The organism is Mesorhizobium sp. M0045 (assembly GCF_040323385.1).
GTDB lineage: Bacteria > Pseudomonadota > Alphaproteobacteria > Rhizobiales > Rhizobiaceae > Mesorhizobium.
Map to the genome: position 1 here is coordinate 347,598 of NZ_JAMYUY010000005.1, position 25,759 is coordinate 373,356.

A 25,759-nucleotide genomic window follows, 5' to 3' on the forward strand; every position below is an offset into this window, starting at 1 on the left:
GACATTTCGAGGCGCGTTCGCGGATGGCTCAAAGAACCCGCCCGCTCAGCGCTTCCTCGTATTTCTTGCGCGCCGCATTCACTTGCGGCCGTGCCGAGACTTCCGGCACTGCGACATCCCACCAGCTTCCACCCGCCTCGGTCGAAACCAGCGGGTCGGTGTCGATGACCAGCACAGTCGTTCGCGTGTTCTGCTTCGCTTGCGCCAGCGCCGTTTCCAGCCCGGCGATCGATGGCACTTTTTCGGCAATCGCACCCATGCTCGCAGCATGCGCGGCGAAGTCGATCTCGGGCAAGGTTTCGTGACGGGCGTCCTTCAGCAGATTGTTGAAGTTGGCGCCGCCGGTCGCCATCTGCAGCCGGTTGATGCAGCCATAGCCGCGGTTGTCGAGCAGCACGATGGTCAGCTTGAGGCCGAGCATCACAGAGGTCGCGATCTCGGAATTGAGCATCAGGTAGGAACCGTCGCCGATCATCACGACTACCTCTTCGTCCGGCTTGGCCATCTTGACGCCGAGTCCGCCGGCGATTTCATAGCCCATTGTCGAGAACCCGTATTCTGCGTGGTAGGAGCCGGGCGCGCCCGCCTGCCAGAGCTTGTGCAACTCGCCGGGCAAGCCGCCGGCGGCATGGAGCAGTACCACGCCGGAGCCCATGGCGCGCTGTACGGCGCCGATCACCTGCGCGTCGGACGGATAGGCGGCATTGGTCGACGCAGTCACCTTGCCCGCCTCCGCCTGCCACTCCTTTTTGCCCTTGATCGCATTGTCGGTCCAGGCGGCAGGCGCCTTCCAGCCCTTCAGCGCCTCGCCGAGTTCGGCGAGCCCTTCCGCCGCATCGGCGACCAGCGTCAGCGCCTGGTGCTTTCCGGCGTCGAAGGGCTGGACGTTGAGTCCGATAATGGTCCTGCCGGCATTCTTGAACAGTGCCCAGGAGCCGGTGGTGAAGTCCTGCAACCTGGTGCCGACGGCAAGCACGACGTCGGCCTCTTCGGCCAGCCTGTTGGCCGCCGAAGTGCCGGTGACGCCGACCGCCGCCATGTTCAGCGCATGATCGTCGCGCAGCGAGGATTTGCCGCCTTGCGTCTCGCAGACCGGAACGCCGGCGTCCTGCACCAGTCTGGCCAGTTCACCCGAGGCCTGCGAATAGAGTACGCCGCCGCCGGCAATCACCAATGGCTTCTTCGCCGCTTTAAGAGCCGCCACCGCGGCGGCCAGCTCCTGGCGATCCGGACGCGGTCGCCGCTGATGCCAGATTCGTTCGGCAAAGAAGCTCTCGGGGTAGTCATACGCTTCTGCCTGCACGTCCTGGCACAGCGCCAGCGTCACCGGGCCGCATTCGGCGGGATCGGTCAGCACCTGCATGGCGCGGTTGAGCGCCGGCATGATCTGCTCCGGCCGGGTGATGCGGTCGAAATAGCGCGACACCGGCCGGAGGCAGTCATTGACGGTCGCCGTGCCGTCGGAGAAATCCTCGGCCTGCTGCAGGACAGGGTCGGGAATGCGATTGGCAAAGACGTCGCCGGGCAGAAACAGGACAGGCAACCTGTTTACATGCGCAAGCGCCGCAGCGGTCACCATGTTGAGCGCGCCGGGGCCGATCGAACTGGTCGCAGCCATGAAGCGGCGGCGGAAATTGGCTTTGGCATAGGCGATCGCCGCATGCGCCATTGCCTGCTCGTTATGGGCACGGAAGGTCGGCAGCTCGTCGCGAACCTGGTACAGCGCCTCGCCGACGCCGGCGACATTGCCGTGGCCGAAGATCGCCCAGACGCCGCCGAAGATCGGCACCTTCTTCCCGTCCATCTCGGTCATCTGTCGAGCAAGAAAGCGGGTCAGAGCCTGCGCCATCGTCAGGCGGATTGTCTTGGTCATGTCGGTTCCTCCGCAGTCCTTATGCCGCGCCTTCTTATGCTGCTTTGCGGCCGCGCGCGGCAAGCCACGCCTCGGTCAGTCTCTCGAAGCGAGATGCCATGTCGGCAACCGCTTCATCGTCCGACATCTTGCCGGCAAGCCATTGTTCGGCCGCGTTGATGAAGATGGTGCGGCCGACGGCAAAGCCCTTGACGATGGGCGCCTTGGCGGTGGCGGCAAAGGCCGCTTCCAGCTCGTCCTGCGGCGCTTCCAAACCGAGCAGCACAATCCCGCGGCACCACGGATCGTTTTTCAGGATCACCGCCTCGATCTTTGCCCATGCGCCGTGCGATGCCTGCGGTTCGAGCTTCCACCAATCGGGCTTGATGCCGAGTGCGTAGAGTTCCTCGAGCGCGCGCGGGATGGTCATGTCGTCGAGCTTGCCATGCTTGCCGGCGATGATCTCCACCAGAAGTTCTCTGCCCACTTTCCGCGCGGCCTCGAACAAAGCGCGCAGTTTCTGCTGCTGTTCGGTCTTCAGCTCCGCCGGATCATCGGGATGATAGAAGCACAGGCACTTGATGCAGTGGTCGACCGGCCATTCGGTCAGTTGCGAACCAATGTCTTGCGAGAACTCGAAGCGAAGCGGCCGCGAACCCGGCAACTCGACCGGCCGGCCGAGCCAGGTGAAGGAATGGTGGGCGAATTCGAACATCGCCTCGCGTCCGTATTTTTCGTCGAGCAGCATGCCATAGCCGGCGCGGCCGGCCGCGACTTTGGCCGCAGCCTTGACAGTCAGCACCTTGAAAGCCGGGATCCGCGACGGATCGGCGCCGGCTTTTGCCGCGACGTCCTCCAACTGGACGCGGTGGTCGCAGGCGAACGCCATCAGCGAGGGGATGTCGCGCCGGCGCGTGGTCGCCCAATGGATGTGGTTGATCGCCTCGTCCTTGCGCAGCGCCAGGTGCTTGCTGCCGTTTTTCAGGAAGAACTGCAATTCCTCGAAGGTCGGGTATTCAGGTGCGCAGAGGAGCCGCGACACGGCAAATGCCCCGCAGGCATTGGCCCAGGTCGCCGCCGTCGCCAGGCTTTCCTCGCCGAGCCAGCCGCGCAGGAAGCCCGACATGAAGGCGTCGCCGGCGCCAAGCACATTGTAGACCTCGATAGGAAACCCCTTGCCGACGATACCGTCCTCGAGATCGTCACTGATCGGCCCGTCATAGACGATGCAGCCCATGGCGCCGCGCTTCAGCACGATGGTTGCCGCCGACAGCGAGCGGATGGTTTTCAGCGCGCTCAGGCAATCGTCTGCGCCCGACGCGATCATGATTTCCTCTTCGGTGCCGACGATGAGATCGCAGTCGGGCAGCACCGTCTTCAGCCGCGCCGACACGCGGTCGGATTTCACATAGCGCTCAAAGCCTTCGGCGTGGCCGGCGAGACCCCAGAGGTTGGGGCGGTAGTCGATGTCGAACACCACCTTGCCGCCATTGGCTTTCGTGACACGGATCGCCTTGCGCTGGGCGGCGTCGCTGTTGGGTCGTGAAAAATGCGTGCCGGTGACGACGATCGCGCGTGCCGAAGCGATGAACGCCTCATCGATGTCGTCTTCCGAAAGCGCCATGTCGGCGCAATCGCTGCGATAGAAGATCATCGGCGAGACGCCTTCATCCTCGACCGACAGCAGCACCAGGGCGGTCAGCCGCTCCGGATCGGCCTTGAGGCCTTGGACCGAAACGCCCTCGCGGGTCAGCTGCTCGCGGATGAAGCGGCCCATCTGCTCATTGCCGACGCGGGTGAGCAGCGCCGAGCGCAGGCCTAGTCTGGCAGTGCCGACTGCGATATTGGCCGGACAGCCGCCGACCGACTTGGCAAAGGAAGTAATGTCCTCAAGGCGCGAGCCGATCTGCTGGCCGTAGAGATCGACGGAAGCGCGGCCGATCGTGATGATGTCGAGCGGCGAATATTTCGCTTCCACGGCCTCGCCCATTCGAACCTCCCATCGGCTTTGTTGTCTTGGGTAACACGCGCGAGCGGCAGCGTGGCGCCGGCAATATGAAATAATAATTCCAATCCATAGTCAATATGGAACGAGCATTCCCAAGGCTGAAAAGTGCTGTGCAAGGCTCGCGCGTTCAGAAACTTTGAAGTCAGACGAACGTCAAGTGTCTACCACTGAGACCAGCTGATTCACCAAGGAAGTGGGCCATCATCGTTGAAGTACCCGGCGGTCGGGCCATCGGCGTCCAAGGTCGCCAGGTGAATGACGATCTCGGCCGCCTGCTGCACCGTACGGTGACCTTTATAGCCGTTGAGATCGGTGGCAGTGTAGCCAGGCGCGGCGGCGTTGACCTTGATGCCTTGCGGTGCGAGCTCCCTGGCGAAGGCCACCGTGATGGCGTTTAACGCTGTCTTGGAGCTGCCGTAGCCCATCATATTGACGGCGTGGTTCGCGGTGGCGGGATCCAGCGCCGGGCCGATGGAGCCGGTGGAGCTGCTCACCATCACGATCCGCGCAGCAGGTGCTGCCAGCAGCAGCGGCAGGAATGCCTGGGTCACGCGGATCGGGCCGAAGACATTGACGTCGTAGGTGGCCTGGATATCGGCGATCCGCTGCTGGCTCGGCGGCAGGTCGTAGTTGATGGCGACGCCGGCGTTGTTCACCAGCACGTCAAGGCGGGGGCTGGCCTGCCCGAACGCCTCGGCTGCCGCCTTCACACTGTCATCCCTCGTGACGTCCAGCTCAAGCCACTCCACGTCGTGGCCTTCGGCACGCAATGCCTGCGCCGCCGCCATGCCGCGTTCGGCGCTCCTGGCGCCGAGCCAGACCTTGAAGCCCATGGTCGCCATTCGCCGGGCGATTTCACGGCCTATACCCTTGTTGGCGCCGGTCACCAGCGCAGTTTTCGATGTCGTCATATCGTGTCTCCATGTTTGCTGTGGAAGACCCACAAATGGCGCGAGGCAGCGGGCTCCGCGCGCCGGAAACTCTCCAGCTCTTGCCTAATCCTCTCACGCTGTTGCGCGGCCGGTGCGAATGCGCGATGCTGGCGCAATGAGCGAGCCGCTGCAGGAGTTGATCGAAATCGCCGGCCGCCATGCGCGCGGGCGAAGAATAAGAACGGCGATTCCCCGCGTTTCGATCGGCCGCAGCGAAGTCGCGACGGCGCCATTGCCGGGTGTGTGGGGGTCGGAGGTCTTATTCGTATTGCAGGGCGCGAAGACGGTTCTGATCGGCGACCGGGCTCTTCGTTACGACCCGGCCAGCTATTTCATCTACACTGTCGAGACGCCCAGCATCAGCCAGATAGTCGAAGCGAGCGCCGCACGTCCTTATCTGGCCATTGGCTTGACCCTTGACCTGCAGGCTGTCGCCGCGCTCCTCGTTGAGCACGGGCCGGTCCTCGGCGGCGACAGGTTCTCCACCTCTCCCGTTGATGACGACCTGCTCGACGCGTTGCGTCGAATGCTGCGGCTACTTGACCGGCCAGCGGAGATTCCCGTGCTCGCGGCCATGCTCGAGCGGGAGATGCTGTTTCGGCTCCTGCAAGGCCCGCAAGGCGGAAAGCTTCGTGAACTTGCGCGCGCCGACGGCCATCTGTCCCGGATTGGCCAGGCGATCGCCCGGATCCGCTCGCATCCCCATCAGCCGGTCCGGGTCGGGGATCTGGCCGAAATCGCCCATATGAGTAGTGCTGCGTTCTATCGTCACTTCAAGGCGGCGACGGCCATGAGCCCAATCCAGTATCAAAAGCAAATCCGCTTGCTGGAAGCCCGCCATCTGCTGATTGCCCAGCCGGGCAACGTGGCGCGTGTCGCCTTCGCTGTCGGCTATGAGAGTGCTTCCCAGTTCAGCCGGGAGTATGCCCGCCAGTTCGGATCGCCGCCTGCCCGCGACGCAGCGCGGCTTTTGGCAGGAGGCGAAACGGCAATAGAGGTGCTCTAAGGCTTGCGCTTCCTGCCGCTGTCGCGCCGCTTCTCGCCGACGGCGACAGTCAGCGCCATGGCCAAGGCCATCGTCGCGGACAGCGAGCGGAAGCCGGCGAAATCGGCCTCGGCGACCTCGAACCAGACCCTGGCGAACTGGGCGAGCGGCGAAAAGGAGGAGTCGGTAATCGCCACGATCGGCACGCCTTGTTCCGAAATGACGCGCGCCTCCTCGATGGTGGCCGGGGCATAGGGTGAGAAGCTTATGGCGATGACGGCGTCCCTTGGAGAGGCAAAGCCGATCATCTCCGCATTGAGGCCGGCGGCCGATTCGATCAGCTGGTTGCGGATCTTGAGCTTGCCCAATGCGTAGGCGATGTAGGAGGCGACCGGGTAGGAGCGCCGCTTGGCCAGCACGTAAATGGTTTCGGCCTTGGCCAGCAAGGCGATTGCATCTTCGAAATGGTCTTCATTCAGCGTGCGCGAAATGTCGTTGAGCGAGGTGCTGGCTGCGGCAACAAAACCGTCGAAAATCGCGCGGTGGCCGGCGCCTTCCTCGGCCTTGGCGCGCAATGCCGCCAGCCTTTCATCGTAGGACGAGTTGCGCTCGCGCAGACGCTCGCGAAACACCAACTGCAGGCTGGTGAAACCATCAAAACCAAGCTGCTGGGCAAAGCGGATCAGCGTCGAAGGCTGGACACCGGCGGAAGCGGCGATGCTGGCGGCGGTGCCGAAGGCGATATCGTCTGGGTTGTCGAGCGCATAGGCGGCGATCTGGGCGATACGTTTCGGCAGGCTCTGGCGCCGCTCCAGGATCGTCGCCCGCAGCGTCTCGAAATCGCGCGGCACCCGTTCGTCCATCGTCGCTCCGCCCAGGCTCATCGTCTGGTTCCCTCTGTGCCCCATCATAGCGGGCCTGTGCAAGAACACCATAAAAAATGAGACAAGCGTTCCATCTGCAGACAAAATGGACTAATTCATCCACACAAACTTTGCACACAGGGAGGCAAGCGGATGGTCGGGGTAGGTCTTATCGGCACGGGCTTCATGGGCAAGTGCCACGCCATTGCCTGGAACGCGGTTGGTACCGTCTTTTCCGATGTGGACAAGCCAAGGCTGGTTCATCTGGGCGAGGTCAACGAGGACCTTGCCAAACGGCGTGCCAGCGAATTCGGCTTCGCCAAAGCCTCCGGTGACTGGCGCGCGGTGGTCGACGATCCCGACGTCGATGTCATCTCGCTGACCACGCCGAACCAGTTCCACCCGGAAATGGCCATCGCCATCCTCGAAGCTGGGAAGCATCTGTGGTGTGAAAAACCGATGGCGCCGAGTTTTGCGGAGGCGCAAGCAATGGCTGCGGCGGCCCAAAAGTCCGGCAAAGTCGCCGCGCTCGGCTATAACTACATCCAGAACCCCGCAATCCGCCATATCGGCGCGCTGCTCGACGAGAAGATCATCGGCGAGGTCAACCATCTGCGCATCGAGATGGACGAGGACTTCATGGCCGATCCGGAGGCGCTGTTCTTCTGGAAGCACGAGGCGGCGTCCGGTTACGGCGCGCTCGACGATTTCGCCGTGCATCCGCTTTCGCTCATCGCCGTGCTGTTCGGCCGCGTTGCCCGCGTCATGTGCGACATGGCCAAACCCTATGCCGAACGCCGCGTCGCCTCTGGCGGGCGCCGCGCGGTCGAAACCTACGACATCGCCAGTATCCTGATGCATCTCGAAAACGGCATCGCCGGGACGCTGCTGGTCAACCGTTCGGCCTGGGGCCGCAAAGGCCGGATCGCCATCCAGATTTTTGGCTCGAAGGGCTCGATCCTGTACGATCAGGAGCGGATGAATGAGTTCCAGCTCTATCTGACAGCCGACCGGCCGACCGAGCAAGGCTATCGCACCATCCTGGTGGCGCCGCACCACAAGCCCTACGACGCCTTCCTGCCGGCACCCGGCCACGGGCTTGGCTTCAACGACCTCAAGATCATCGAATGCAGGGAACTTTTGACGCGGCTGGCCGGCAAGCCGGCGCGCATCATCGACTTCGACGAAGGCTTGGAGATCGAGCGCACCGTGCACGCGATGGCCAGGTCGTTCAGTGAGAGCCGCTGGGAGGACGTGAGGTAGCCCCTCCCCCAGCATCCGCTTCACAGTGGCCGCTTCAGCCGCCTGCGGCTGAGGTGTCCGTTTCCCACCCGTTCACCCAGACCTGCCGCAAACCGTCGCCTTCACCCTTGAACCATAGTCCCGTCGCCTGGCAATCCTCGATCCGGTCGCTGCGGAAATTGCGGATTGCCTGGCGCAGCTCGCACCAGGCAACGATGTTGGCGGTTTCGGAGTAGTAGATGAGGGCGATCGGACAGATGATGCGCTCGGTGGCTCGGCCCAGTTCGTCGCGGTAGGAAAGGTCCAGCTTGGCCTCGTCGCGGATGGCACGGCGCACCAACGCCAGATCGACCGCGGAGGCCGATGGCGCGGCAAAACCCCATGCATGCAACTGATTGGCGTCGAGCGTTTGGCGCAAAGGCGGCGGCACCGCGCCGGCGATCTTGGCGCTGACGCGCTTGGCCGCCTGCTTGAGCTCGCTGTCGCCCGTGCGTTCGAGCAGCGCGAGAGACAGTACGATCGCCTCCATCTCCTCGATCGAAAACATCAACGGCGGCAAGTCGAAGCCAGGACGCAATATGTAGCCGATGCCGCGCCCGCCCTCGATCGGCACCCGCATCGCCTGCAGCGCGGCAATGTCGCGATAGACCGAGCGCACCGTCACCTCCAGCCGCTCGGCGATCATTGCCGCCGTCACCGGCTTCCTCGCCAGCCGCAGGATCTGGATGATCTCGAACAGACGCGACGCCTTGCGCATTCCCTCACTCGGCCCGAAGGCAACTGACAACACCTCGTCAGTTGGACTGACCTATAGGATCGCCTATCGGATTGAAAATCAACAAGTTCCTCTGCAGCTCGCCTGCATGAGGCGACAGGCAACTGACATGGACTACGCGGCAAACCTCTGGCTCTTCTTTGTCCTCCTTGTCGGCATCATCATCGTGCCCGGCATGGACATGCTTTTCGTGCTTGCCAATGCGCTGACCGGCGGCAGCAGCAGAGGGCTTGCGGCGACCGGCGGCATCATGCTGGGCGGCGTGGTGCATACGCTGAACGGCGCGCTCGGCGTCGGCCTGCTCATGCATTTCTTGCCGATCCTCTTCAATCCGCTGCTGATTGCCGGTGCCGCCTACATGGCCTTTATCGGCATCACGCTGATGCGCAGCTCCATCACCGTCGGCCATGACGGCCCTGCCGCCAGCCGCTCCGCATGGAAGGCCTTTCGCCAGGGGATCATGACCTGCCTGATCAATCCAAAGGCCTATCTCTTTGTTCTTGCCGTCTATCCGCAGTTTCTGAGGCCGGATTACGGCCCGATCTGGATGCAGGCGATCATCATGGGGCTGATGACGATCGCCACGCAGTTCGCTGTCTATGGCGGACTCGCGATTACCGCCGGTCGCAGCCGGGATCTGCTGGTCGCCAACCCAAGGGCAACCGCTCTTGCCGGCCGGGCGGCCGGACTGCTTCTCGTTGCGGTTTCGGCGCTCACCGTCTGGGAAGGCCTGAAGGCGGCGTGAATTCCGAGCCCGAAGGGCGCAACGTCCATGGCAGCGGCGCCGGCCGGGTCATGCGGCTCCCGCACGGCTTGATATCATGGCGCGTCGCACCGACCGGCGCCGCTCGACCGCGTCGGCAAGGCCGTAAAGCACCGTCTCGGTGGTTGCCCAGTCGATGCAGCCATCGGTGATGCTCTGGCCATAGACAAGCGGCTTGCCCGGCACGACATCCTGCCGGCCGGCGACAAGGTTGCTCTCGATCATAACGCCGATGATGCGCTCGTCGCCCGCCGCGACCTGGCACGCCACCTCGGCTGCCACCCCTGGCTGGTTTTCCGGCTTCTTGCTGCTGTTGGCGTGGCTGACATCGATCATCAGCCGCGGCGCCACGCCGATCCGGCCGAGTTCCGCGCAGGCAGCAGCAATGCTTGCCGCGTCATAATTCGGCACAATACCGCCGCGCAGAATGACGTGGCAGTCCTCGTTGCCGGCGGTCGTAGCGATGGCGCTGCGCCCACCTTTCGTCACCGCCATGAAATGATGCGGCTGGGCGGCGGATTTCACGGCTTCGGCGGCGATCCGCAAATTGCCGTCGGTGCCGTTCTTGAAGCCGACCGGGCAGGACAGGCCTGACGCCAGTTCGCGATGGATCTGGCTCTCGGTCGTGCGCGCGCCGATCGCTCCCCAGGCGACGAGGTCGGCAATATATTGCGGGGTGGCCATATCGAGGAATTCGGTGGCCGCTGGAAGGCCGAGATTGTTGACCGCGGAGAGCACGTTGCGGGCCATCCGTAACCCCTTGTCGATGTTGAAGCTGCCGTCGAGATCGGGATCGTTGATCAGGCCTTTCCAGCCGACCGTCGTGCGCGGCTTCTCGAAATACACCCGCATGACGATCTCCAGCCGGTCCGACAGGCTTTCGCGCAGCGTCGCCAGACGACTGGCATAGTCTACGGCAGCGGCCGGGTCGTGGATCGAACAGGGGCCGACGACAACCACCAGCCGGTCGTCGGCGCCGGTCAGCACGGCGTGGATCGCGTTGCGTGATGCGGCAACGGTGCGCGTCGCCGTCAGCGTGCGCGGTATCTCCCGCATCACCTCGTCCGGCGTGCTCAATTCCCTTATTTCTTTGACCCGAAGATCGTCTGTGGTCGTCAACACGGCTTTCTGCTCCTGTTTGTTTGGAGCATGATCCGAAAACCGGATGCCACTTTTCGGGATCATGCTTTAGGAGACCTGCCGGCAAACAAAAAAGCCGCCAGGTCTGGCGGCTGTTCGGATTTTTGATGCTGCAATCTTCAGATCGAGCGCAATCCTCCCGCCGCCAGCGAGCTGCTAAAGTACCAATACGTGGCGGTCAGGTTGATCATGCGGTTCATATAATCGATGCCGGGGCGCTTGTCACGTGGGTGATGAGGCGAAGCAGTGTCTCAGTTTGAAATGTGCTCCTGGCCTTGGGGAAACCAGATGCCACGCCGAAACCAGTTGACCACGCCCAGATTGGGTATGACGTGATTCTGGTCAAGGTCATTCATGTCCTTGATGATCTCGATGCCGACAACATTCTCGGCAGACCCAAAGGCAAGCGAAAAGAGTTGTAGCGCGTCGGCTTCCGATTGCGCGGTGACGCCAACCCCGAGGTGGCCGCTTACCTTGATCCAATAGGGATGCATCAGACGTGCTCTTGCCGCCCTAGCGGTTCGTCACGCTGACGCCCAAGGTTGAGATCGGCGCCGCGCAGCGGGGAGTCCAACAGGAACTTCGCAAGCGTACCCTTGCGTGCGGTCTTGCGCTGCCATTCCTCGGCCGAGACGACAACCACGATCGGTTTGCCGTTTCTGGTGATCGTCTGCGGCGCCGACTGCGCGCGCTCGATGACCTCTAAGAGCCGGGCTTTTGCCCCGGCGACCGTCCAATTGGTATTCTTAGGTGCAGGCGGCATCTTAATCCCGTGACTAGTCCGACTACGTTGACTATGTGGGAATGGCGATGCCGACGCAACAGACGCGGGGCCACTCAGCTGGCCTTACTCCGGCGACGCCCCCGCGATGCTCTGGTCGTAGTCGACCAGCGATCCGGTCATGACGCCGGACTGCGGGCTGATCATATAGCTGATCAACCTGGCAAGCTGTGCCGGTTTCACCAATTGACCCATCGGCTGTGCGGCCTCGGCCCTTTCCAGCCAGTCGTCCGGCGCGTCGTGCCATTTTTTCTGCACGGTCGCTTCGCCCTCGGTGTCCATCCAGCCGGGCAGCACCGCATTGCAGCGGATGCGATTGCCGCGATAGGCATTGGCGACATTCTTGGTCAGTGTCGCCAGCGCACCTTTGCTCGACGAATAGGGTGCCAGGAACGACTGGCCGCAATGCGCCGACATCGACAGCACGTTGACGATCGAGCCCGGTGCCTTGCGCGCCAGCAAATGCGCCACCACGCCCTGCATCAGGAAAAACGGGCCGCGCACATTGGTCTGGAATATCTGGTCGAAGAGATCCTCGGAGGTCTCGACCAGCGAGCCGCGAGCCGAGGTGGCAGCGGCGTTGACCAGCGCGTTGACGGTACCGAAATGGCCAATCGCCATTTCGACCGCACGCTTGCAGTCGGCCACCTCTGAGACGTCGGCGCTGATAAAGATGGCATCGACACCTGCCCGCTTGAGAGTGGCGACAGCTTTGTCGCCTTTCTCCTGCGAGCGGCCGATCAGCGCCAGCGCCCGGCAGCCCTCATCGGCCAGCGCTTCGGCGACGGCAAAGCCGATGCCTTGCGCGCCGCCGGTGACGATGGCGCGTGTTTCGGAATTGCGACCAGCTGAACCGTTCATCGCCTTGCTCCTGTGCTTGATAGTCAGATTGTTTTGTCGAGGCGGACGGTCTTGCCTTCCTTGGCCGATTTCAGCGCCGCATCTGCCAGCCTGAGCGCCACCAGGCCATCCTGGCCGCTCGGCGCCGCCTTCTTGCCCGACGTCGCTGCCGCGATGAAGGCGGCGATCTCGTTGGCATAGGCGTCGAGATAACGGGTCATGAAGAAATCGTGCAGCGGCGGCCGCGTATAACCTTTCTCGTTGGCCAGTTCGATAGACACCGGCCGCTGGTTTTCGGCCGCGATCATGCCTTTCGAGCCATGCACCTCGATGCGCTGGTCGTAGCCATAGGTGGCGCGGCGCGAGTTGGAGATGACGCATTGCTTGCCGGAGGCGGTCTCGAGAATGACGCTGACGCTGTCGAAGTCGCCGGCTTCGCCGATCTTCTTGTCGACCAGCACCGAAGCGTGCGCGCTGACCGCCACCGGCTCCTCGCCGAGCAGGAAGCGCGCCATATCGAAATCATGAATGGTCATGTCGCGGAAGATGCCGCCCGAGCGGCCGATATAGTCGAGCGGCGGCGGGCCGGGATCGCGCGAGGTGATCGTCACCATTTCGACGGTGCCGATGGCGCCGTCGTCGATCGCCTTGCGCACGGCGGCAAAATGCGGATCGAAGCGGCGGTTGAAGCCGACCATCAGGGTGGCGCCGGCCTTGTCGACGACGGCCAGGCAACGTTCCACTCTGGCGGCGTCGAGGTCGATCGGCTTCTCGCAGAAAATCGCTTTACCCGCTTTGGCGAAGCGCTCGATCAGATCGGCATGAGTGTCGGTCGGCGTGCAGATGACGACCGCATCGATATCGCCGGCCTTCTCGATGGCATCGATGCTGCGCACTTCGGCGCCATAGGCAGAGGCCAGATCGGTCGCCGCCTTCTCGAAGGCGTCGGCAACTGCAACCAGCCTGGCCTGCGGATTGGAACCAACGGCGCGAGCATGGACCTTGCCGATACGGCCGGCACCGAGAAGAGCAAAGCGAAGAGGCATGAAGAATTTTCCTTTGAGGATGGTTGGGAAGGGAAGGCGTGTCAGCGCCGGTGGCCTCGTTGCCGTTACGCCGCAAGCTCCGCCTGCCCGGTCTTGGCACCGGTGATGTAGGAGACGATATCGTTGCCGTCGGTGTCTTGCTTGCGCAAATTGGCGACGATGCGGCCGCGCCGGAAAACGACGATGCGGTCGACCAGGTCGAACACCTGGCGCATGTTGTGAGAGATCAGGATCAGCGGTTCGCCATTTTCCTTCAGCGTGCGGATGATGTTTTCGACCTGCATCGTCTCTTGCACGCCGAGTGCCGCGGTCGGCTCATCCATGATGATGAGCTTGGAAGCAAAGGTCGCGGTTCTGGCAATTGCCACGCACTGGCGCTGGCCGCCCGACATATGGCGGATGGTGTTGGAAAGATTGGGGATCTTGACCGCCGTGCGGACCAAGGCTGCCTCGGTCGCCTTGCGCATGAACTTGCGATCGAGGATCGAGAAGGGTCCTAGATTGAACAGCACCCGCTCGCGGCCGAGGAACAGGTTCGACGGCACGTCGAGGTCGTCGGCGAGCGCCAGGTTCTGGAACACCGTCTCGATGCCCGCCTCGCGGGCTTCGATCGGGCCGGCAAAATTCACTTCCTTGCCGTCGAACCACATCCTGCCGCTGGTGCGCTGCTCGACGCCGGTGATCTGGCGTACGAAGGTCGATTTGCCAGCGCCGTTGTCGCCCATGATAGCGACATGCTCGCCCTTGCGCAGCTCGAAGTTGGCACCCTCCAGCGCATGGACGCCGCCATAATACTTGGTCAGGTTTTCCGTCTTCAGGACGATGTCCGACATGGTCAAGCCCTCATTGCCCGCAGGCGTTGGCGCCACTGGTCGAGAACGACTGCGCCGACGATGATCACGCCTTTGACCATCTCCTGATAATAGGCGTCGAGGCGCAGAAAGGTGAAGCCGGAGATGATGACGCCGAAGATCAGCGAGCCGATCACCGTCCCGATAATCGAGCCGCGGCCGCCCGACAGCGAGACGCCGCCGATAACCGCCATGGCGATCGCGTCGAGTTCGTACATCACACCCATGCCGGCCTGGGCGGTGAGATTCTTCGAGCTCAGCACCACGGCGGCGAGCGCGGCGAGGACGCCGGCAATGACGTAGACGAGGATCTTGTGGTTGGCGATGTTGATGCCGGACATGCGCGCGGCGTCCTCATTGGAGCCGATTGCATAGCAGTGCTTGCCATATTTGGTGTAGCTCAGGATCAGCTGAAACAGCACCGCGAGCGATATGAAGATGATGACCGGCATCAGCCCCTTGCCGATGGCGGCGAAACTTTCGGTCGGAAACGAGATCGGCTGTCCCTTCGACCACCATTTGGCGATGCCGCGCGCGGTGACCATCATGCCGAGCGTGGCGATGAACGGCGGAATGCGGGTGTAGGCGATCAATGCACCGTTGACCAGGCCGGCCAGCAGTCCGCAGCCGATCGCGACCAGCACCGGCACGATCACCGGCAGGTCGGTCCAGCCCTGGGCGATGAACATCGCCTTGGGGTTCGGGTTGCCGTTGACGGTCGCCACCTGGGCGAAGCTCATGGCGATCATTGCCGTGGCGCCAACGATCGAACCTGAGGACAGGTCGATGCCGCCGGTAATGATCACCTGCGTCACGCCGATGGCAATGATGCCGACGATCGACACCTGCAGGATGATGATCTGCAGGCGCGCTTCGTTGAAGATCGCATCGATATTGTCGCGGGTATTGAACAGGAAGCTGTCGCCCAGGAAGACCCGGCCGATCAGCTCGAAAGCGCCGACCAGGATGACGAGCGCCAGGAAGACGTTGAATTCGGCCGGCCATGCGCGCCGCTTCGCATCATAGCTGAGGCCGCCGACGCCGTGAGATGTCTGTGCCAATCGTGCTTCCTCCGTCAGCCACAGTCTCTTTCGGCCGCTCTTCAGGCCGAGAGAGAAGGAGGAGCGGCGCTGGTGCGCCGCTCCGGTCCGCTGCCTCAGTTCTTCTTCAGGAACTTGTCGATATTCGCCGGCGTGACCAATTGGAACGGGATGTAGACCTTGTGCTCGACCTTTTCGCCCTTCGCCAGCTTGAGCGCCGCGTCAAGCGCGCCGGCGCCCTGGCCGGCCGCGTCCTGGAACACCGTCACATCGAGATCGCCCGCCTGCATCGCCGCAAGCGCGTCCTGGGTAGCGTCGACGCCGCCGACGACAACCGACTTCATGTCGATGTTGGCGGCCTTCATCGCCTGAATGGCGCCGATCGCGCTTTCGTCATTGTTGGCGATGACGCCGTCGAACGGCTTGCCGGTCGACAGCCAGTTGGTCATCAGGTTCTGCGCTTCTTCGCGCTTCCAGTTCGACGTCTGCTTATCGATGATCTTGATGAAGCTGCACTCCGGCGTGGCGATCACATCGTCAATGTCCTTGGTGCGCTGCACCGCTGCCTGGTTCGACAGTTCGCCCATGATCACATAGACGTTGGCTTCAGTCTTGCCGGCCTCCTTGAACAGGCGGCAGACCTCCTTGGTCTCGAGCGTGCCGGAATCGGCTTCGTTCGAGGCGACGAAGGCCTGGTTTTCGGGCAGCGTGTCGACGTTGACCGGCTCGCGATTGACATAGACCAGTGGAATCTTGGCGGCGGCGGCTGCGTCCGACATCGCCTGGGTAGCCGAGGTGTCGACCGGGTTGACGATGATGGCGTCGACGCCCGAGGCGGCGAAGTTCTTGATCTGGTCGAGTTGCTTGGCGACGTCGTTCTGCGCATCCTCCACCTGCAGTTCAACGCCGTCCATGCCCTTGGCCTGCTCGATCATGCCATTGCGCAGCACGGTGAGAAAATTGTCGTCGAACAACGCCATCGACACGCCGATCTTGGCAGCGAAGGCGGACGAACTCATCAGCGCCACGAACGCGACGCCCAACAGCAGTTTTTTCATTTTATTTCTCCTCCACATTGGTGTCCGGCTGCACCGATCTACCCGGAATCCCCGATCTCGCAGGGAATTCTCTCCCGATTGCCATTTTAGTTCCGGAGGCATTTGCCTGAAACAGATCTTCCGGAACGAAAGAACCAAAATGCTCAGTCGGTGAAATATTTATTCCATTTCGCGTGGGCGTCAAGCGAGATTTCGCCATGAAGGATGGATTTTCGGCATTTCAAGCGCATTTGGACGGACGCTCAGGCAAGCCAAGCCTGAAAGCGTTCTGATAGATTACATCATGTCTGCCGCCAATGACCGCGACGTCAGATGTTTTCCGGCAGATAGATGTCGAAGGGCAGAAAGGTCTGGCCCGGCGCATTCGCAGCGCCGCTCTCGATGGCATGCGCCATCAGCCCGACAAGCTCGCGGCAAAGCGCTGCCAGTGGCGTCGAGATCACCATCGTCAGAAAATTATCCGCCAGCGCCGAGCGGGAATCGGGCGTGATCTCGTTGCAGACGACCGCCGGCATCTCTGCCGGCTTTGCCTCCCTCAGCGCCGAGATCGCGCCTTCCATGCCGCCACCGGCGACATAGCAGCCGACGAGATCAGGGTGGCGGGCTAGAAGCTCGATCATTGCATCATGCGTGATCTGGTTTGCTTCCAGATTGACCAACGTCTCGAGCAGAGTGAATTCCGGCGCCTGCTCGCGAAAGAAGGAGCGAAAACCGATCTCGCGAAGCTCATGGCCATGGAAGCGATGGCTGCCGACGAAGAGGGCAACCTTGCCAGGCCTCTTCGCAGCCTTCGAGATCATCCAGGCGGCGGTGCGGCCGACCTTGCGATTGTCCAGGCCGACATAGCCCTCGCGAATACCGGACGCAAAGTCGGAAAGCAGGGAGAACACCGGCACGCCATTGGCTTTGAGAGCCTCGACGGCGACCGTCAGCGTCGGGTGATCAGGCCCGACCAGGGCGACGGCCCTGGATTTGGCGGCCAGCTTGCGCATCCGCTCGACGATCTCGTCCGGCGCCAGCGAGCCGGCGAAGTCGATGGTCGCCACGCCGCGAAAGCGCGGCGACTGCGATACCGCCAGTTCAAGCTCGCGGGCAAATTCGTTGTAGAAGACGTCCTCCCGCCGCAACAGCAGGAACCCGAGCCGATACTCCGGCAATTCATGGCGCATCCGCTGCTTGATCAGCCCGGCTGCGTGATAGCCAATGCTGGTCGCCGCTTCATAGACGCGGCGCGCGGTTTCCTCGCGCACCGGCAACCGGTTGTTCAGCACCCGGTCGACGGTGGCGACGCTGACCCCCGAAATGCGTGCCAGGTCGGTAATCGTCGGCCGTTTCGCCATCGCTGCCTCGCTCTATTGTCCTGCTTTTACACCATTATGATGGAAAATGATAGAAACTATCTTTGTGATATTGAGCCTATCAGGCTTCGGCGTTATTTGAATGCGGACCGACTATGATCGAGGCCTCCGCCATGGTGGATATTGGACTCCGAACCGGGAACACGATCGCCACAGCAGCGTCCCGGCGTGACTACAGCCTGATCGGCCGCGACGCGAAGCTCGCCATCGAGAACGGGCTGGCGGCGGCCGAGTGGTATCACACGCACGTGCCACGCAAGCAGATGAAGGAGCTGATGCAGCGCTCCGACGGCCCGGCGATCCGCGATACGGTCATCTGGCTCGGCGCCTTAATCCTGAGCGGAGCCGGCGGCGTCTGGTTCTGGGGCAGCTGGTGGTGCGTGCCGTTCTTCTTCGTCTACGGCGTCCTCTACGGCTCCTCCACCGATTCACGCTGCCACGAATGCGGCCACGGCACCGCCTTCAGGACGCAGTGGATGAACGACGTGGTCTATCAGATCGCCTGCTTCATGATCATGCGCAACCCGGTGACCTGGCGCTGGAGCCATACGCGCCACCATACCGATACCATCATCGTCGGCCGCGATCCGGAGATCTCGGTGATGCGTCCGCCCGATCTGCTGCGCGTCGTGCTCAACTTCGTCGGCATTCTCGACGCCTGGCATGCGATGAGGGACATGCTGCGCAATGCAGCCGGTATCGTCAGTCCGGCCGAAAGAACCTTCATTCCCGACCAGGAGCAGCCGAAGGCAATTGGCATTGCCCGCATCTGGACGACAGTCTATGCCGCGACCATCGTGCTGGCGCTCTACACGGGCTCGTTCCTGCCGCTGATGCTGGTCGGGCTGCCCAGGCTTTACGGCGCGTGGCACCATGTCATGGTCGGCCTGCTGCAGCATGGCGGCCTGGCTGAAAACGTCACCGATCACCGGCTCAACAGCCGCACCGTCTACATGAACCCGATAAGCCGCTTCATTTACTGGAACATGAACTACCACGTCGAGCATCACATGTTTCCCATGGTGCCCTATCATGCGCTGCCCAGGCTGCATGAGCTGATCAAGCACGATCTGCCGGCGCCGACACCGTCCATCCTGGCCGGCTACCGCGAGATGATACCGACCTTCCTGCGGCAGCTGCGCAATGAGGATTATTTCATCAAGCGCGAACTGCCGCCGACGGCGAGGCCCTATCGCGAGCACTTCCACAACGACAACGCTACCGCTGCGGTGGCTGCCGAATGACAAGGCCATGCCGAGGCACCAAAAATCGAGGGACCCGTAAATGAGCGACTGGGTCGAGGCCTGTGACGCCGAGGACATCGACGAAGAGGACGTGATGCGCTTCGACCATGGCGGCCGCACCTTTGCTATCTATCGCAGCCCCAACGACGAGTATTTCGCCACCGACGGGCTTTGCACGCATGAGAAGGTGCATCTGGCCGACGGGCTGGTCATGGACGACATCATCGAATGCCCGAAGCACAATGGCCGCTTCAACTACAAGACAGGGGCTGCCAGGGGCGCGCCTGTCTGCGTCGATCTAAGGACCTATCTGGTCAAAGTCGACGCCGGCAAAGTCCTTGTCCGGATCGGTTGATGATGACGAAGGGAATGGTCGTCATCGGCGCCGGCGAATGCGGCGGGCGCGCCGCCCTTGCGCTGCGCGAGCTCGGCTATGATGGCCCCGTAACCTTGGTCGGCGACGAGCCGCATCTTCCCTATGAGCGCCCGCCGCTGTCGAAAGACGCGATGGTCGCCGACGCGCCCCTGATCAAGGCGATCGCCAGCGACGCGATCCTGGCCGAGCGCTCTATCCGGCATATCCATTCGGTTCTGGCTGTGGCGATCGACCGCACGGCGCATGTCGTGCGCCTGTCCGACGGTTCCGCCCTGGCCTACGACAAGCTCCTGCTGGCGACCGGTTCGGTGCCGCGCAAACTGCCTATGCCGGGCCTTGGCGGGCGCTGCGTCTATCTGCGAACCTTCAACGATGCGCTGGCCATTCGTGCCCATCTCAACGCCGGCAATCGCATCGCCATAGTCGGCGGCGGCTTCATCGGGCTCGAGCTCGCCGCGGCGGCGCGCAGTCTGGGTGCCGCGGTCACCGTCATCGAGGCGCAGCCGCGCATTCTGATGCGCGGCGTGCCGGCCGAGATCGCGCAGGTCATCCATCAGGCGCATGAAGCCGAAGGCGTAAAAATCCTGTGCGGCGAGGGCATCGCGGCCATTGCCGATGACGGCGCCGACGTGCGAATCGCGCTTGCCGGTGGGCACGACATTGTCGCCGATCTTGCCGTGATCGGCATCGGCGCCGTGCCGGTGACCGGACTTGCCGCGGAGGCGGGGCTGACCATCGACAATGGTGTCGCCGTCGACGCCGAGCTTCGCACCAGCGACCGGCATATCTTTGCCGCAGGCGATTGCTGTTCGTTTCCGCTCGCCATCTATGGCGGCCGGCGCGTGCGGTTGGAAGCCTGGCGCAATGCGCAGGAGCAGGGCGCACTCGCCGCAAGGAACATGCTTGGCGCCGGCGAGGCGCATTCGGCGGTGCCTTGGTTCTGGTCGGATCAGTACGGATTGACCCTGCAGATCGCCGGCCTGTCGGACCAAGGCCGCAGCATCGTTCGCCGCGACGTTGGCGACGGCGCCTTCATCCTGTTTCATCTGGCCGAGGACGGCAGGCTGGTTGCGGCAAGCGGCATCGGCCCCGGCAACGCGGTCGCCCGCGACATAAGGCTGGCAGAGATGCTGATTGCAAAGCAGGCAAAGCCGGCGCCGGAAGCGCTAGGCTCGCAAACGGTCAAGCTGAAGTCGCTGCTGGCGGCGTGAGCTGAGGGCGTGGATAGTTGGCCGAACGCGTTTGGCTAAAACAGCGCTTTCAGCTCCGGCAGCTTGTCGTTGATCAGCCAGCCATAGTAATTTTCCTCAGGCAGTTTTTCCGGCTCGCCCGCAGCGCGGCGCTTGTCGTTCTCGGCCTTCAGCGCATAGGCGCGCTGTTCGGGGCTGCCGACATTGTAGAGCGTCGACGTGAGGCCGGGATTGCCTGAGATGTCGAAGCCGGCAATGCTTCTATAGGCGTCGATCGATTTCCGGATCGTTGCTGCGACATAAGGCAGTGTCAGGTCAGGATCCATGATGGTCTTGTAGACCGCGTTGGGGTCGCTGACGTCGAGTTCCGGCAGGCCGGAAACCTTGTGCACGAGGTCGCTCATTTCCAGCGCCGTCAACGGATTGAGCTGGCCAAGGCCAAAAGTCTGGCCGGCATAATAAGGTTGGAAGAAAGTGGCACCGAAGCGGTCGTCGGGGAAGCTCTCGCCGTTGACGGTCTTGCCGCGGAACGACCGGTTCCACACCTGCTCGCGGCACTCCCATAGGTCGTAGCTATCGGACGTCCCGGCGCATTTGGCGAATTGCGGCCGCTGCACGAAATCGGTGATGTCCTCGCCGTCATAGGCGAAGGAGAGCTTGCTCGATAAATACGAGATCGCCTTGACGTAGTAGGTCTGCAGCCGGTCGTAGGCATCGACATTGTAGGTGTGCTCGCCGACGATGGCGCCGACGATATGCATTGGGTCGATGCCATAGGCCGCGGCTGCCTGCTTGATCTTGCCGCGCAACTCGGCATCGTTCTGGAGCAGCGCAAAGACTTTGCGGTATTTCGCCTGGAAGGTGGTGTTGGTCGCCTGGGTGCGCCGGCTCGATGCGCCCGGTATGTCAGGCTGCTCGGTGTTGCGGTTGCCCGGCGGCACCATCGTTGCCGCTTGCGCGGCGAACATGGCTGTCGCCAGCGTCAGCCCCAAAATGACGAGGATCAGTTTTTTCATGCGCCACCGCCCAAATAATCGGCGGCAAACTAGGTAATGCTCCACCGGGAGTCGAGAGACGCCTGCACCGGACGGGACGAAAGCTTGCCGGATGCTTCCATTTGGCCACACCTCCGGAATGCCGGGCTGAATTTGACGGAGGCCGGGAGTAATTCCCCGGCCTCTTGGAGAATCAAGAGTCTCCTACAAGATGAAACGCGACAAGTCCGTGTTTCTGGAGAGGTCGCCGACATGCTTCTCGACATAGGCGGCATCGATTGTCACCGAGGTGCCGTTACGGTCCGGCGCGTCATAGGAGATGTCGTCCAGCACCCGTTCCATCACCGTCTGCAGCCGCCTGGCGCCGATATTCTCGACGCTGGCGTTAAGGTCGACGGCGATGCCGGCCAACGAATCGATCGCGTCATCGGTGAAGACCAGGTCGACGCCTTCGGTCTTCATCAGCGCGATATATTGCTTGATCAGGCTGGCTTCGGTCTCGGTGAGGATGCGGACGAAATCGTCCTTCTCCAGCGCCCGCAGCTCGACGCGGATCGGCAGGCGGCCCTGCAATTCCGGCAGCAGGTCGGAGGGCTTGGCGACGTGGAACGCGCCCGAGGCGATGAACAGGATATGGTCGGTCTTCACCGGTCCATATTTGGTCGCAACCGTGGTGCCTTCGACCAGCGGCAGCAGGTCTCGCTGCACACCTTCACGCGAAACACCAGCACCGATGCCGCCTTCGCGCGAGGCGATCTTGTCGATCTCGTCAAGGAAGACGATGCCGTCATTCTCGGTCGATTCGAGAGCCCTGCGCACCACTTCGTCCTGATCGAGCAGCTTGTCGGACTCGTCGCTGATCAACAGCCCGTAGGACTCCTTGACGGTCGTCTTGCGCAACTTGGTCTTCTTGCCGCCCATCGCCTTCGACAGCATGTCGTTGATGTTGAGCACGCCGATATTGGCGCCCGGCATGCCGGGGATCTCGAAGCCAGGCATGCCGCCATTGCCGGTATCGGCCACTTCGATCTCGATCTCCTTGTCGTCGAGCTCGCCGTCGCGCAGCTTCTTGCGGAAACTGTCGCGGGTGGCCGGGCTCGCCGTCTTGCCGACGAGCGCTTCGAGCACCCGTTCCTCGGCGTTGACGTGGGCACGCGCCTTGACGTCCTCGCGCATCTTCTCGCGCACCAGCCCGATGGCGATCTCGACCAGATCGCGGATGATCTGCTCGACGTCGCGGCCGACGTAACCGACCTCGGTGAACTTGGTGGCCTCGACCTTAACGAAAGGCGCACCGGCAAGGCGCGCCAGGCGGCGTGAAATCTCGGTCTTGCCGACACCGGTCGGGCCGATCATCAGGATATTCTTCGGCATCACCTCTTCGCGCATCTGGCCCTCGAGCTGCTGGCGGCGCCAACGGTTGCGCAAGGCAATCGCCACCGCACGCTTGGCATCTTTCTGGCCGATGATGAAGCGGTCGAGTTCCGAAACGATTTCGCGGGGAGAGAAGGTGCTCATATCACTAAATTCCACTTTGCCACTGCCGAATGGACTCGAATGGATGCAGCAGCATGATCACGTTGAGTGTCAGATTGTCCCGGATGAGATAGCCGACACCGAATTCGAAGATGAGGGCGAGGGTGACGATCACCCATATAGGAAGCCTTCGCGCCATGACAAACCCCAGCACCATGGCCAGCGTGTCCGACACCGAATTGACAATGCTGTCGCCATAATAATCGAGCGAGATCGTGCCGGCGCGGTAGCGGTCGATGATGAAAGGACTGTTCTCGAGCAGCTCCCAGCCGCCCTCGATGACGACCGCAAACGCCAGCCTGAGCCCGATCGGCGAGCGCGGGAAAAGGAACCACGCCAGCGCATAGAACAGGAAGCCGTGAATGATGTGCGAGAAGCTGTACCAGTCGGAAATATGCTGGGAATTCTCGGAGCTTTGCACGATGCCGTGCCACAGCTTGACATAGCCGCAGCTACAGATCGGCGTCCGCCCCATGCCGTAGAGGACCCCGGCCTGGAAGATGACCAGGCCGAGAACCAGCAGGAGCCCCATTCGCCAACTGTCTTCGTAGGCCGAGACGGTTTTGTCGCTGGATACGCTCATGCTGTTATTGCCCCTCTTCTGCGTCACCCTGTCCGGCATCACCCTCTGGGGCATCAATGGCCATCAGCACGGCATCGCCATATTCCGACTTCCTGCGATCGATAGCCGTAAAACCGGCCTTTTCATAGGCACGGATAGCCCGTGCATTGGCGGGGTCCGGGTCGATGATGACGCGCGGCGTACCTTCCTCGAAAAGCTGCTCGACGAACTGCCGGACGATCGCGGAGCCGTGGCCGACCCCGACAAGCTCGGGCACGCCGATCGACAGATCGATGCCGAGCGTGCCGAACGGCTGGTCGCTATAGGGATGGCCGTCCTCCAGATGCGGATCGTAGCTCTGCAAATAGCCGATGGGCTTTCCGTCCAGCTCGATGATCAGCGGCTCGACCGAAATGCTGTCGATATGCTCGCGGATCTCCGCAATCTCGGTCTCTGGGTCGTCCCACCACTCGGCGACATGCGGCTCGGCAAGCCAGCCGGCGATCATCGGCAGGTCCCTCTGGGTCACCGGCCGAAAACCATAGCGGAGGCTCCGCTCAGGCGGCATCGAGGGTTTCGACGACGAAGTTGTTGTTTGTGTAGACGCAAATGTCTGACGCGATCTGCATCGCCTTGCGGGCGATCTCCTCTGCGCCCTTGTCGCTGTCCATCAGCGCGCGTGCCGCTGCCAGCGCGTAATTGCCGCCGGAGCCGATGGCCATGACGCCAAATTCGGGCTCCAGCACGTCGCCGGTGCCGGTCAGCGCCAGCGACACCGACTTGTCGGCCACCAGCATCATCGCTTCCAGCCGCCGCAAATAGCGGTCGGTGCGCCAGTCCTTGGCAAGCTCGACGCAGGCGCGTGTCAGCTGGTCGGGATATTGTTCGAGCTTGGCTTCGAGCCGCTCGAGCAGAGTGAAGGCATCGGCGGTGGCGCCAGCGAAACCGGCGATGACGTTGCCGCCCTTGCCGATGCGGCGCACCTTCTTGGCGTTGCCTTTCATGATCGTCTGGCCGAGGCTGACCTGGCCGTCGCCGGCGATCACCACCTTGCCGCCCTTGCGCACGGTCAGGATGGTCGTGGCATGCATGGTCAGTTCATTCGACATTTCCTGCTCCGACAAGCACCGATCCCATCGAGGCGATCGGTGCGTTACGAGTGACTTGATCGGCCATATGTATGCATAGGCCGGACGATTGCAAACCGGCCATCCGCCGGGCCGGATAGTGCTCCGCAGCGGTAACTGGCAATCGCCGGATCATGCTGCTAGAAGGCTTTCGTTTTCAGGCCTGTGAACGCCTGACGTGCAAATCTGAAACAAGGATGAGGTCATGGCGCCCCGTTCCGCCGAGATAAGCCGCAAGACCAGGGAAACCGACATCTCCGTGTCGGTTCAAGTCGACGGCTCGGGCAAATCCGACATTTCGACGGGCGTCGGCTTCTTCGACCATATGCTGGACCAGTTGTCGCGCCATTCGCTGATCGACATGACCGTGAAGGCCAAGGGCGACCTGCATATAGACGACCACCACACCGTCGAGGATACGGGCATCGCGCTCGGCCAGGCGCTGGCCAAGGCATTGGGCGAGCGGCGCGGCATCATGCGCTACGCCACGATCGACCTCGCCATGGACGAGACACTGACGCGGGCGGCAATCGATGTCTCCGGCCGGCCTTTTCTGGTCTGGAATGTTTCGTTCTCGTCGCCGAAGATCGGTACGTTCGACACCGAGCTGGTGCGCGAATTCTTCCACGCGCTGGCGCAGAATGCCGGCATCACGCTGCATATCACCAATCATTACGGCGCCAACAACCACCACATCGCCGAGACCTGCTTCAAGGCCGTGGCGCGTGTGTTGCGTTCGGCACTTGAGCGCGACCTGCGCCAGCCGGACGCGGTTCCCTCCACCAAGGGATCCCTGAAAGGGTAACGCCATGGCCATCTATGTCGTGATGGAGCCGCCAGGCCGCGGTGAAAGCGTGGACACCACCTTTATCCGTGACGGCTTTGCCTGGCTCGGCTTCCTGGTGCCGCCGCTGTGGCTGGCCTGGCACCGGCTGTGGGTCGAGGCGGCATTGGCGTTTGTCGCCATGGGCCTGCTCTCGATACTGGGCGAAAGGCTGGACCTGGAAACAGCCGGCTCGCTTTTATCCTTCCTTGTCATGCTCTTTGTCGGGCTGGAGGGACAAGGCTTGCGAATTGCAGCCCTGCGCCGTCGCGGCTGGCATGAATGGGGCGTAGGAGAGGCCCCCCACGAAGCCCACCCCCCCCAACACCAATTTTTTTGATAACCGGGGGGGTTAGGGGGGCAAAAAACAGG

At 62.5% G+C, this 25,759-nt stretch carries 26 protein-coding genes and 1 pseudogene; 8 read left to right on the plus strand and 19 right to left on the minus strand.

The window, feature by feature from the left end; all coding sequences use genetic code 11:
- Positions 1-28 precede the first annotated feature (28 nt).
- The 3 genes from iolD to NKJ72_RS11210 form a co-directional block, all read right to left on the minus strand.
- Entirely contained in the window at positions 29-1,873 is a 1,845-nt protein-coding gene (iolD, locus tag NKJ72_RS11200; RefSeq protein WP_352477068.1) for a 3D-(3,5/4)-trihydroxycyclohexane-1,2-dione acylhydrolase (decyclizing), read from the minus strand.
- Between the two features lie 34 nt (positions 1,874-1,907).
- Positions 1,908-3,842 (minus strand): bifunctional 5-dehydro-2-deoxygluconokinase/5-dehydro-2-deoxyphosphogluconate aldolase, encoded by a 1,935-nt coding sequence (locus NKJ72_RS11205; RefSeq protein WP_352477069.1) that lies wholly within the window; start codon positions 3,840-3,842, stop codon positions 1,908-1,910.
- A 200-nt stretch (positions 3,843-4,042) separates the two neighbouring features.
- Positions 4,043-4,771 (minus strand): SDR family oxidoreductase, encoded by a 729-nt coding sequence (locus tag NKJ72_RS11210; RefSeq protein WP_352477070.1) that lies wholly within the window; start codon positions 4,769-4,771, stop codon positions 4,043-4,045.
- Between the two features lie 136 nt (positions 4,772-4,907).
- On the opposite strand from NKJ72_RS11210, the gene NKJ72_RS11215 reads away from it, so the two are divergent.
- A complete protein-coding gene (locus NKJ72_RS11215; RefSeq protein ID WP_352477071.1) occupies positions 4,908-5,798 on the plus strand; it encodes an AraC family transcriptional regulator in 891 nt (296 codons plus the stop codon).
- On the opposite strand, the gene NKJ72_RS11220 is transcribed toward NKJ72_RS11215, so the two are convergent.
- Complete coding sequence (locus NKJ72_RS11220) at positions 5,795-6,640, minus strand: MurR/RpiR family transcriptional regulator (protein WP_352477105.1); 846 nt, start codon at positions 6,638-6,640, stop codon at positions 5,795-5,797. The genes NKJ72_RS11215 and NKJ72_RS11220 overlap by 4 nt on opposite strands.
- Positions 6,641-6,793: 153 nt before the next feature.
- On the opposite strand from NKJ72_RS11220, the gene NKJ72_RS11225 reads away from it, so the two are divergent.
- Positions 6,794-7,903, plus strand: a complete 1,110-nt coding sequence (locus NKJ72_RS11225) for a Gfo/Idh/MocA family protein (RefSeq protein ID WP_352477072.1) — start codon at positions 6,794-6,796, stop codon at positions 7,901-7,903.
- Positions 7,904-7,937: 34 nt separating this feature from the next.
- Here the strand turns inward: NKJ72_RS11225 and NKJ72_RS11230 are convergent, their stop codons facing one another.
- The gene (locus NKJ72_RS11230) at positions 7,938-8,639 is read right to left on the minus strand and encodes a helix-turn-helix transcriptional regulator (RefSeq protein ID WP_254815912.1); all 702 of its coding nucleotides are present in this window, start codon (positions 8,637-8,639) and stop codon (positions 7,938-7,940) included.
- A 127-nt stretch (positions 8,640-8,766) separates the two neighbouring features.
- On the opposite strand from NKJ72_RS11230, the gene NKJ72_RS11235 reads away from it, so the two are divergent.
- Entirely contained in the window at positions 8,767-9,402 is a 636-nt protein-coding gene (locus NKJ72_RS11235; RefSeq protein ID WP_352477073.1) for a LysE family translocator, read from the plus strand.
- A gap of 48 nt (positions 9,403-9,450) precedes the next feature.
- Here the strand turns inward: NKJ72_RS11235 and NKJ72_RS11240 are convergent, their stop codons facing one another.
- From NKJ72_RS11240 to NKJ72_RS11280, 9 genes are all read right to left on the minus strand, one after another.
- Positions 9,451-10,542, minus strand: coding sequence for a 3-deoxy-7-phosphoheptulonate synthase (locus NKJ72_RS11240; protein WP_352477074.1), 1,092 nt, complete (start codon positions 10,540-10,542; stop codon positions 9,451-9,453).
- A gap of 269 nt (positions 10,543-10,811) precedes the next feature.
- Positions 10,812-11,054 carry a hypothetical protein gene (locus NKJ72_RS11245; protein WP_352477075.1) on the minus strand — a complete coding sequence of 81 codons (243 nt, stop codon included), beginning with the start codon at positions 11,052-11,054 and terminating at the stop codon, positions 10,812-10,814.
- Positions 11,054-11,323, minus strand: a complete 270-nt coding sequence (locus NKJ72_RS11250; protein ID WP_352477076.1) for a type II toxin-antitoxin system prevent-host-death family antitoxin — start codon at positions 11,321-11,323, stop codon at positions 11,054-11,056. Before NKJ72_RS11250 ends, NKJ72_RS11245 begins: the two co-directional genes overlap by 1 nt.
- Positions 11,324-11,407: 84 nt before the next feature.
- The gene (locus tag NKJ72_RS11255; protein ID WP_352477077.1) at positions 11,408-12,202 is read right to left on the minus strand and encodes an SDR family oxidoreductase; all 795 of its coding nucleotides are present in this window, start codon (positions 12,200-12,202) and stop codon (positions 11,408-11,410) included.
- Between the two features lie 23 nt (positions 12,203-12,225).
- Positions 12,226-13,227 (minus strand): inositol 2-dehydrogenase, encoded by a 1,002-nt coding sequence (gene iolG, locus NKJ72_RS11260; protein WP_254815917.1) that lies wholly within the window; start codon positions 13,225-13,227, stop codon positions 12,226-12,228.
- A 65-nt stretch (positions 13,228-13,292) separates the two neighbouring features.
- A complete protein-coding gene (locus NKJ72_RS11265; RefSeq protein ID WP_254815918.1) occupies positions 13,293-14,060 on the minus strand; it encodes an ATP-binding cassette domain-containing protein in 768 nt (255 codons plus the stop codon).
- A gap of 2 nt (positions 14,061-14,062) precedes the next feature.
- Positions 14,063-15,139, minus strand: coding sequence for an ABC transporter permease (locus NKJ72_RS11270; RefSeq protein ID WP_292655972.1), 1,077 nt, complete (start codon positions 15,137-15,139; stop codon positions 14,063-14,065).
- A gap of 95 nt (positions 15,140-15,234) precedes the next feature.
- Positions 15,235-16,176 carry a sugar ABC transporter substrate-binding protein gene (locus NKJ72_RS11275; RefSeq protein WP_352477078.1) on the minus strand — a complete coding sequence of 314 codons (942 nt, stop codon included), beginning with the start codon at positions 16,174-16,176 and terminating at the stop codon, positions 15,235-15,237.
- 308 nt (positions 16,177-16,484) lie between these two features.
- Complete coding sequence (locus NKJ72_RS11280) at positions 16,485-17,516, minus strand: LacI family DNA-binding transcriptional regulator (protein ID WP_352477079.1); 1,032 nt, start codon at positions 17,514-17,516, stop codon at positions 16,485-16,487.
- Between the two features lie 131 nt (positions 17,517-17,647).
- On the opposite strand from NKJ72_RS11280, the gene NKJ72_RS11285 reads away from it, so the two are divergent.
- From NKJ72_RS11285 to NKJ72_RS11295, 3 genes are read left to right on the plus strand one after another with little or no spacing between them, the layout of a single operon-like run.
- Entirely contained in the window at positions 17,648-18,778 is a 1,131-nt protein-coding gene (locus NKJ72_RS11285; protein ID WP_352477107.1) for a fatty acid desaturase family protein, read from the plus strand.
- Between the two features lie 40 nt (positions 18,779-18,818).
- The gene (locus NKJ72_RS11290) at positions 18,819-19,133 is read left to right on the plus strand and encodes a MocE family 2Fe-2S type ferredoxin (protein ID WP_352477080.1); all 315 of its coding nucleotides are present in this window, start codon (positions 18,819-18,821) and stop codon (positions 19,131-19,133) included.
- A gap of 2 nt (positions 19,134-19,135) precedes the next feature.
- Entirely contained in the window at positions 19,136-20,365 is a 1,230-nt protein-coding gene (locus NKJ72_RS11295; RefSeq protein ID WP_352477108.1) for an NAD(P)/FAD-dependent oxidoreductase, read from the plus strand.
- Positions 20,366-20,400: 35 nt separating this feature from the next.
- On the opposite strand, the gene NKJ72_RS11300 is transcribed toward NKJ72_RS11295, so the two are convergent.
- The 5 genes from NKJ72_RS11300 to hslV form a co-directional block, all read right to left on the minus strand.
- Complete coding sequence (locus tag NKJ72_RS11300) at positions 20,401-21,360, minus strand: DUF1402 family protein (RefSeq protein ID WP_352477081.1); 960 nt, start codon at positions 21,358-21,360, stop codon at positions 20,401-20,403.
- A 183-nt stretch (positions 21,361-21,543) separates the two neighbouring features.
- A complete protein-coding gene (gene hslU, locus NKJ72_RS11305) occupies positions 21,544-22,857 on the minus strand; it encodes an ATP-dependent protease ATPase subunit HslU (protein WP_352477083.1) in 1,314 nt (437 codons plus the stop codon).
- A gap of 4 nt (positions 22,858-22,861) precedes the next feature.
- Complete coding sequence (locus NKJ72_RS11310) at positions 22,862-23,458, minus strand: DUF2585 domain-containing protein (protein ID WP_352477084.1); 597 nt, start codon at positions 23,456-23,458, stop codon at positions 22,862-22,864.
- 4 nt (positions 23,459-23,462) lie between these two features.
- A complete protein-coding gene (locus NKJ72_RS11315) occupies positions 23,463-24,005 on the minus strand; it encodes a GNAT family N-acetyltransferase (protein ID WP_352477085.1) in 543 nt (180 codons plus the stop codon).
- Complete coding sequence (hslV, locus tag NKJ72_RS11320; protein WP_254815927.1) at positions 23,995-24,546, minus strand: ATP-dependent protease subunit HslV; 552 nt, start codon at positions 24,544-24,546, stop codon at positions 23,995-23,997. The genes NKJ72_RS11315 and hslV overlap by 11 nt, the downstream gene beginning before the upstream one ends.
- Before the next feature lie 223 nt (positions 24,547-24,769).
- Here hslV and hisB point away from each other — a divergent pair, with 223 nt between their 5' ends.
- Positions 24,770-25,369 (plus strand): imidazoleglycerol-phosphate dehydratase HisB, encoded by a 600-nt coding sequence (gene hisB, locus NKJ72_RS11325; RefSeq protein WP_352477086.1) that lies wholly within the window; start codon positions 24,770-24,772, stop codon positions 25,367-25,369.
- Between the two features lie 4 nt (positions 25,370-25,373).
- Positions 25,374-25,688: pseudogene (locus tag NKJ72_RS11330) on the plus strand (DUF2628 domain-containing protein); the annotation flags it as partial.
- Positions 25,689-25,759: the final 71 nt, after the last annotated feature.

Bases quoted from the DNA above. Each gene is read 5' to 3' on its own strand.
- iolD (WP_352477068.1), bottom strand. From the start codon at position 1,873: ATGACCAAGACAATCCGCCTGACGATGGCGCAGGCTCTGACCCGCTTT.
- NKJ72_RS11205 (WP_352477069.1), bottom strand. From the start codon at position 3,842: ATGGGCGAGGCCGTGGAAGCGAAATATTCGCCGCTCGACATCATCACG.
- NKJ72_RS11210 (WP_352477070.1), bottom strand. From the start codon at position 4,771: ATGACGACATCGAAAACTGCGCTGGTGACCGGCGCCAACAAGGGTATA.
- NKJ72_RS11215 (WP_352477071.1), top strand. From the start codon at position 4,908: ATGAGCGAGCCGCTGCAGGAGTTGATCGAAATCGCCGGCCGCCATGCG.
- NKJ72_RS11220 (WP_352477105.1), bottom strand. From the start codon at position 6,640: ATGGACGAACGGGTGCCGCGCGATTTCGAGACGCTGCGGGCGACGATC.
- NKJ72_RS11225 (WP_352477072.1), top strand. From the start codon at position 6,794: ATGGTCGGGGTAGGTCTTATCGGCACGGGCTTCATGGGCAAGTGCCAC.
- NKJ72_RS11230 (WP_254815912.1), bottom strand. From the start codon at position 8,639: ATGCGCAAGGCGTCGCGTCTGTTCGAGATCATCCAGATCCTGCGGCTG.
- NKJ72_RS11235 (WP_352477073.1), top strand. From the start codon at position 8,767: ATGGACTACGCGGCAAACCTCTGGCTCTTCTTTGTCCTCCTTGTCGGC.
- NKJ72_RS11245 (WP_352477075.1), bottom strand. From the start codon at position 11,054: ATGCATCCCTATTGGATCAAGGTAAGCGGCCACCTCGGGGTTGGCGTC.
- NKJ72_RS11250 (WP_352477076.1), bottom strand. From the start codon at position 11,323: ATGCCGCCTGCACCTAAGAATACCAATTGGACGGTCGCCGGGGCAAAA.
- NKJ72_RS11255 (WP_352477077.1), bottom strand. From the start codon at position 12,202: ATGAACGGTTCAGCTGGTCGCAATTCCGAAACACGCGCCATCGTCACC.
- iolG (WP_254815917.1), bottom strand. From the start codon at position 13,227: ATGCCTCTTCGCTTTGCTCTTCTCGGTGCCGGCCGTATCGGCAAGGTC.
- NKJ72_RS11265 (WP_254815918.1), bottom strand. From the start codon at position 14,060: ATGTCGGACATCGTCCTGAAGACGGAAAACCTGACCAAGTATTATGGC.
- NKJ72_RS11275 (WP_352477078.1), bottom strand. From the start codon at position 16,176: ATGAAAAAACTGCTGTTGGGCGTCGCGTTCGTGGCGCTGATGAGTTCG.
- NKJ72_RS11280 (WP_352477079.1), bottom strand. From the start codon at position 17,516: ATGGCGAAACGGCCGACGATTACCGACCTGGCACGCATTTCGGGGGTC.
- NKJ72_RS11285 (WP_352477107.1), top strand. From the start codon at position 17,648: ATGGTGGATATTGGACTCCGAACCGGGAACACGATCGCCACAGCAGCG.
- NKJ72_RS11290 (WP_352477080.1), top strand. From the start codon at position 18,819: ATGAGCGACTGGGTCGAGGCCTGTGACGCCGAGGACATCGACGAAGAG.
- NKJ72_RS11295 (WP_352477108.1), top strand. From the start codon at position 19,136: ATGACGAAGGGAATGGTCGTCATCGGCGCCGGCGAATGCGGCGGGCGC.
- NKJ72_RS11300 (WP_352477081.1), bottom strand. From the start codon at position 21,360: ATGAAAAAACTGATCCTCGTCATTTTGGGGCTGACGCTGGCGACAGCC.
- hslU (WP_352477083.1), bottom strand. From the start codon at position 22,857: ATGAGCACCTTCTCTCCCCGCGAAATCGTTTCGGAACTCGACCGCTTC.
- NKJ72_RS11310 (WP_352477084.1), bottom strand. From the start codon at position 23,458: ATGAGCGTATCCAGCGACAAAACCGTCTCGGCCTACGAAGACAGTTGG.
- NKJ72_RS11315 (WP_352477085.1), bottom strand. From the start codon at position 24,005: ATGCCGCCTGAGCGGAGCCTCCGCTATGGTTTTCGGCCGGTGACCCAG.
- hslV (WP_254815927.1), bottom strand. From the start codon at position 24,546: ATGTCGAATGAACTGACCATGCATGCCACGACCATCCTGACCGTGCGC.
- hisB (WP_352477086.1), top strand. From the start codon at position 24,770: ATGGCGCCCCGTTCCGCCGAGATAAGCCGCAAGACCAGGGAAACCGAC.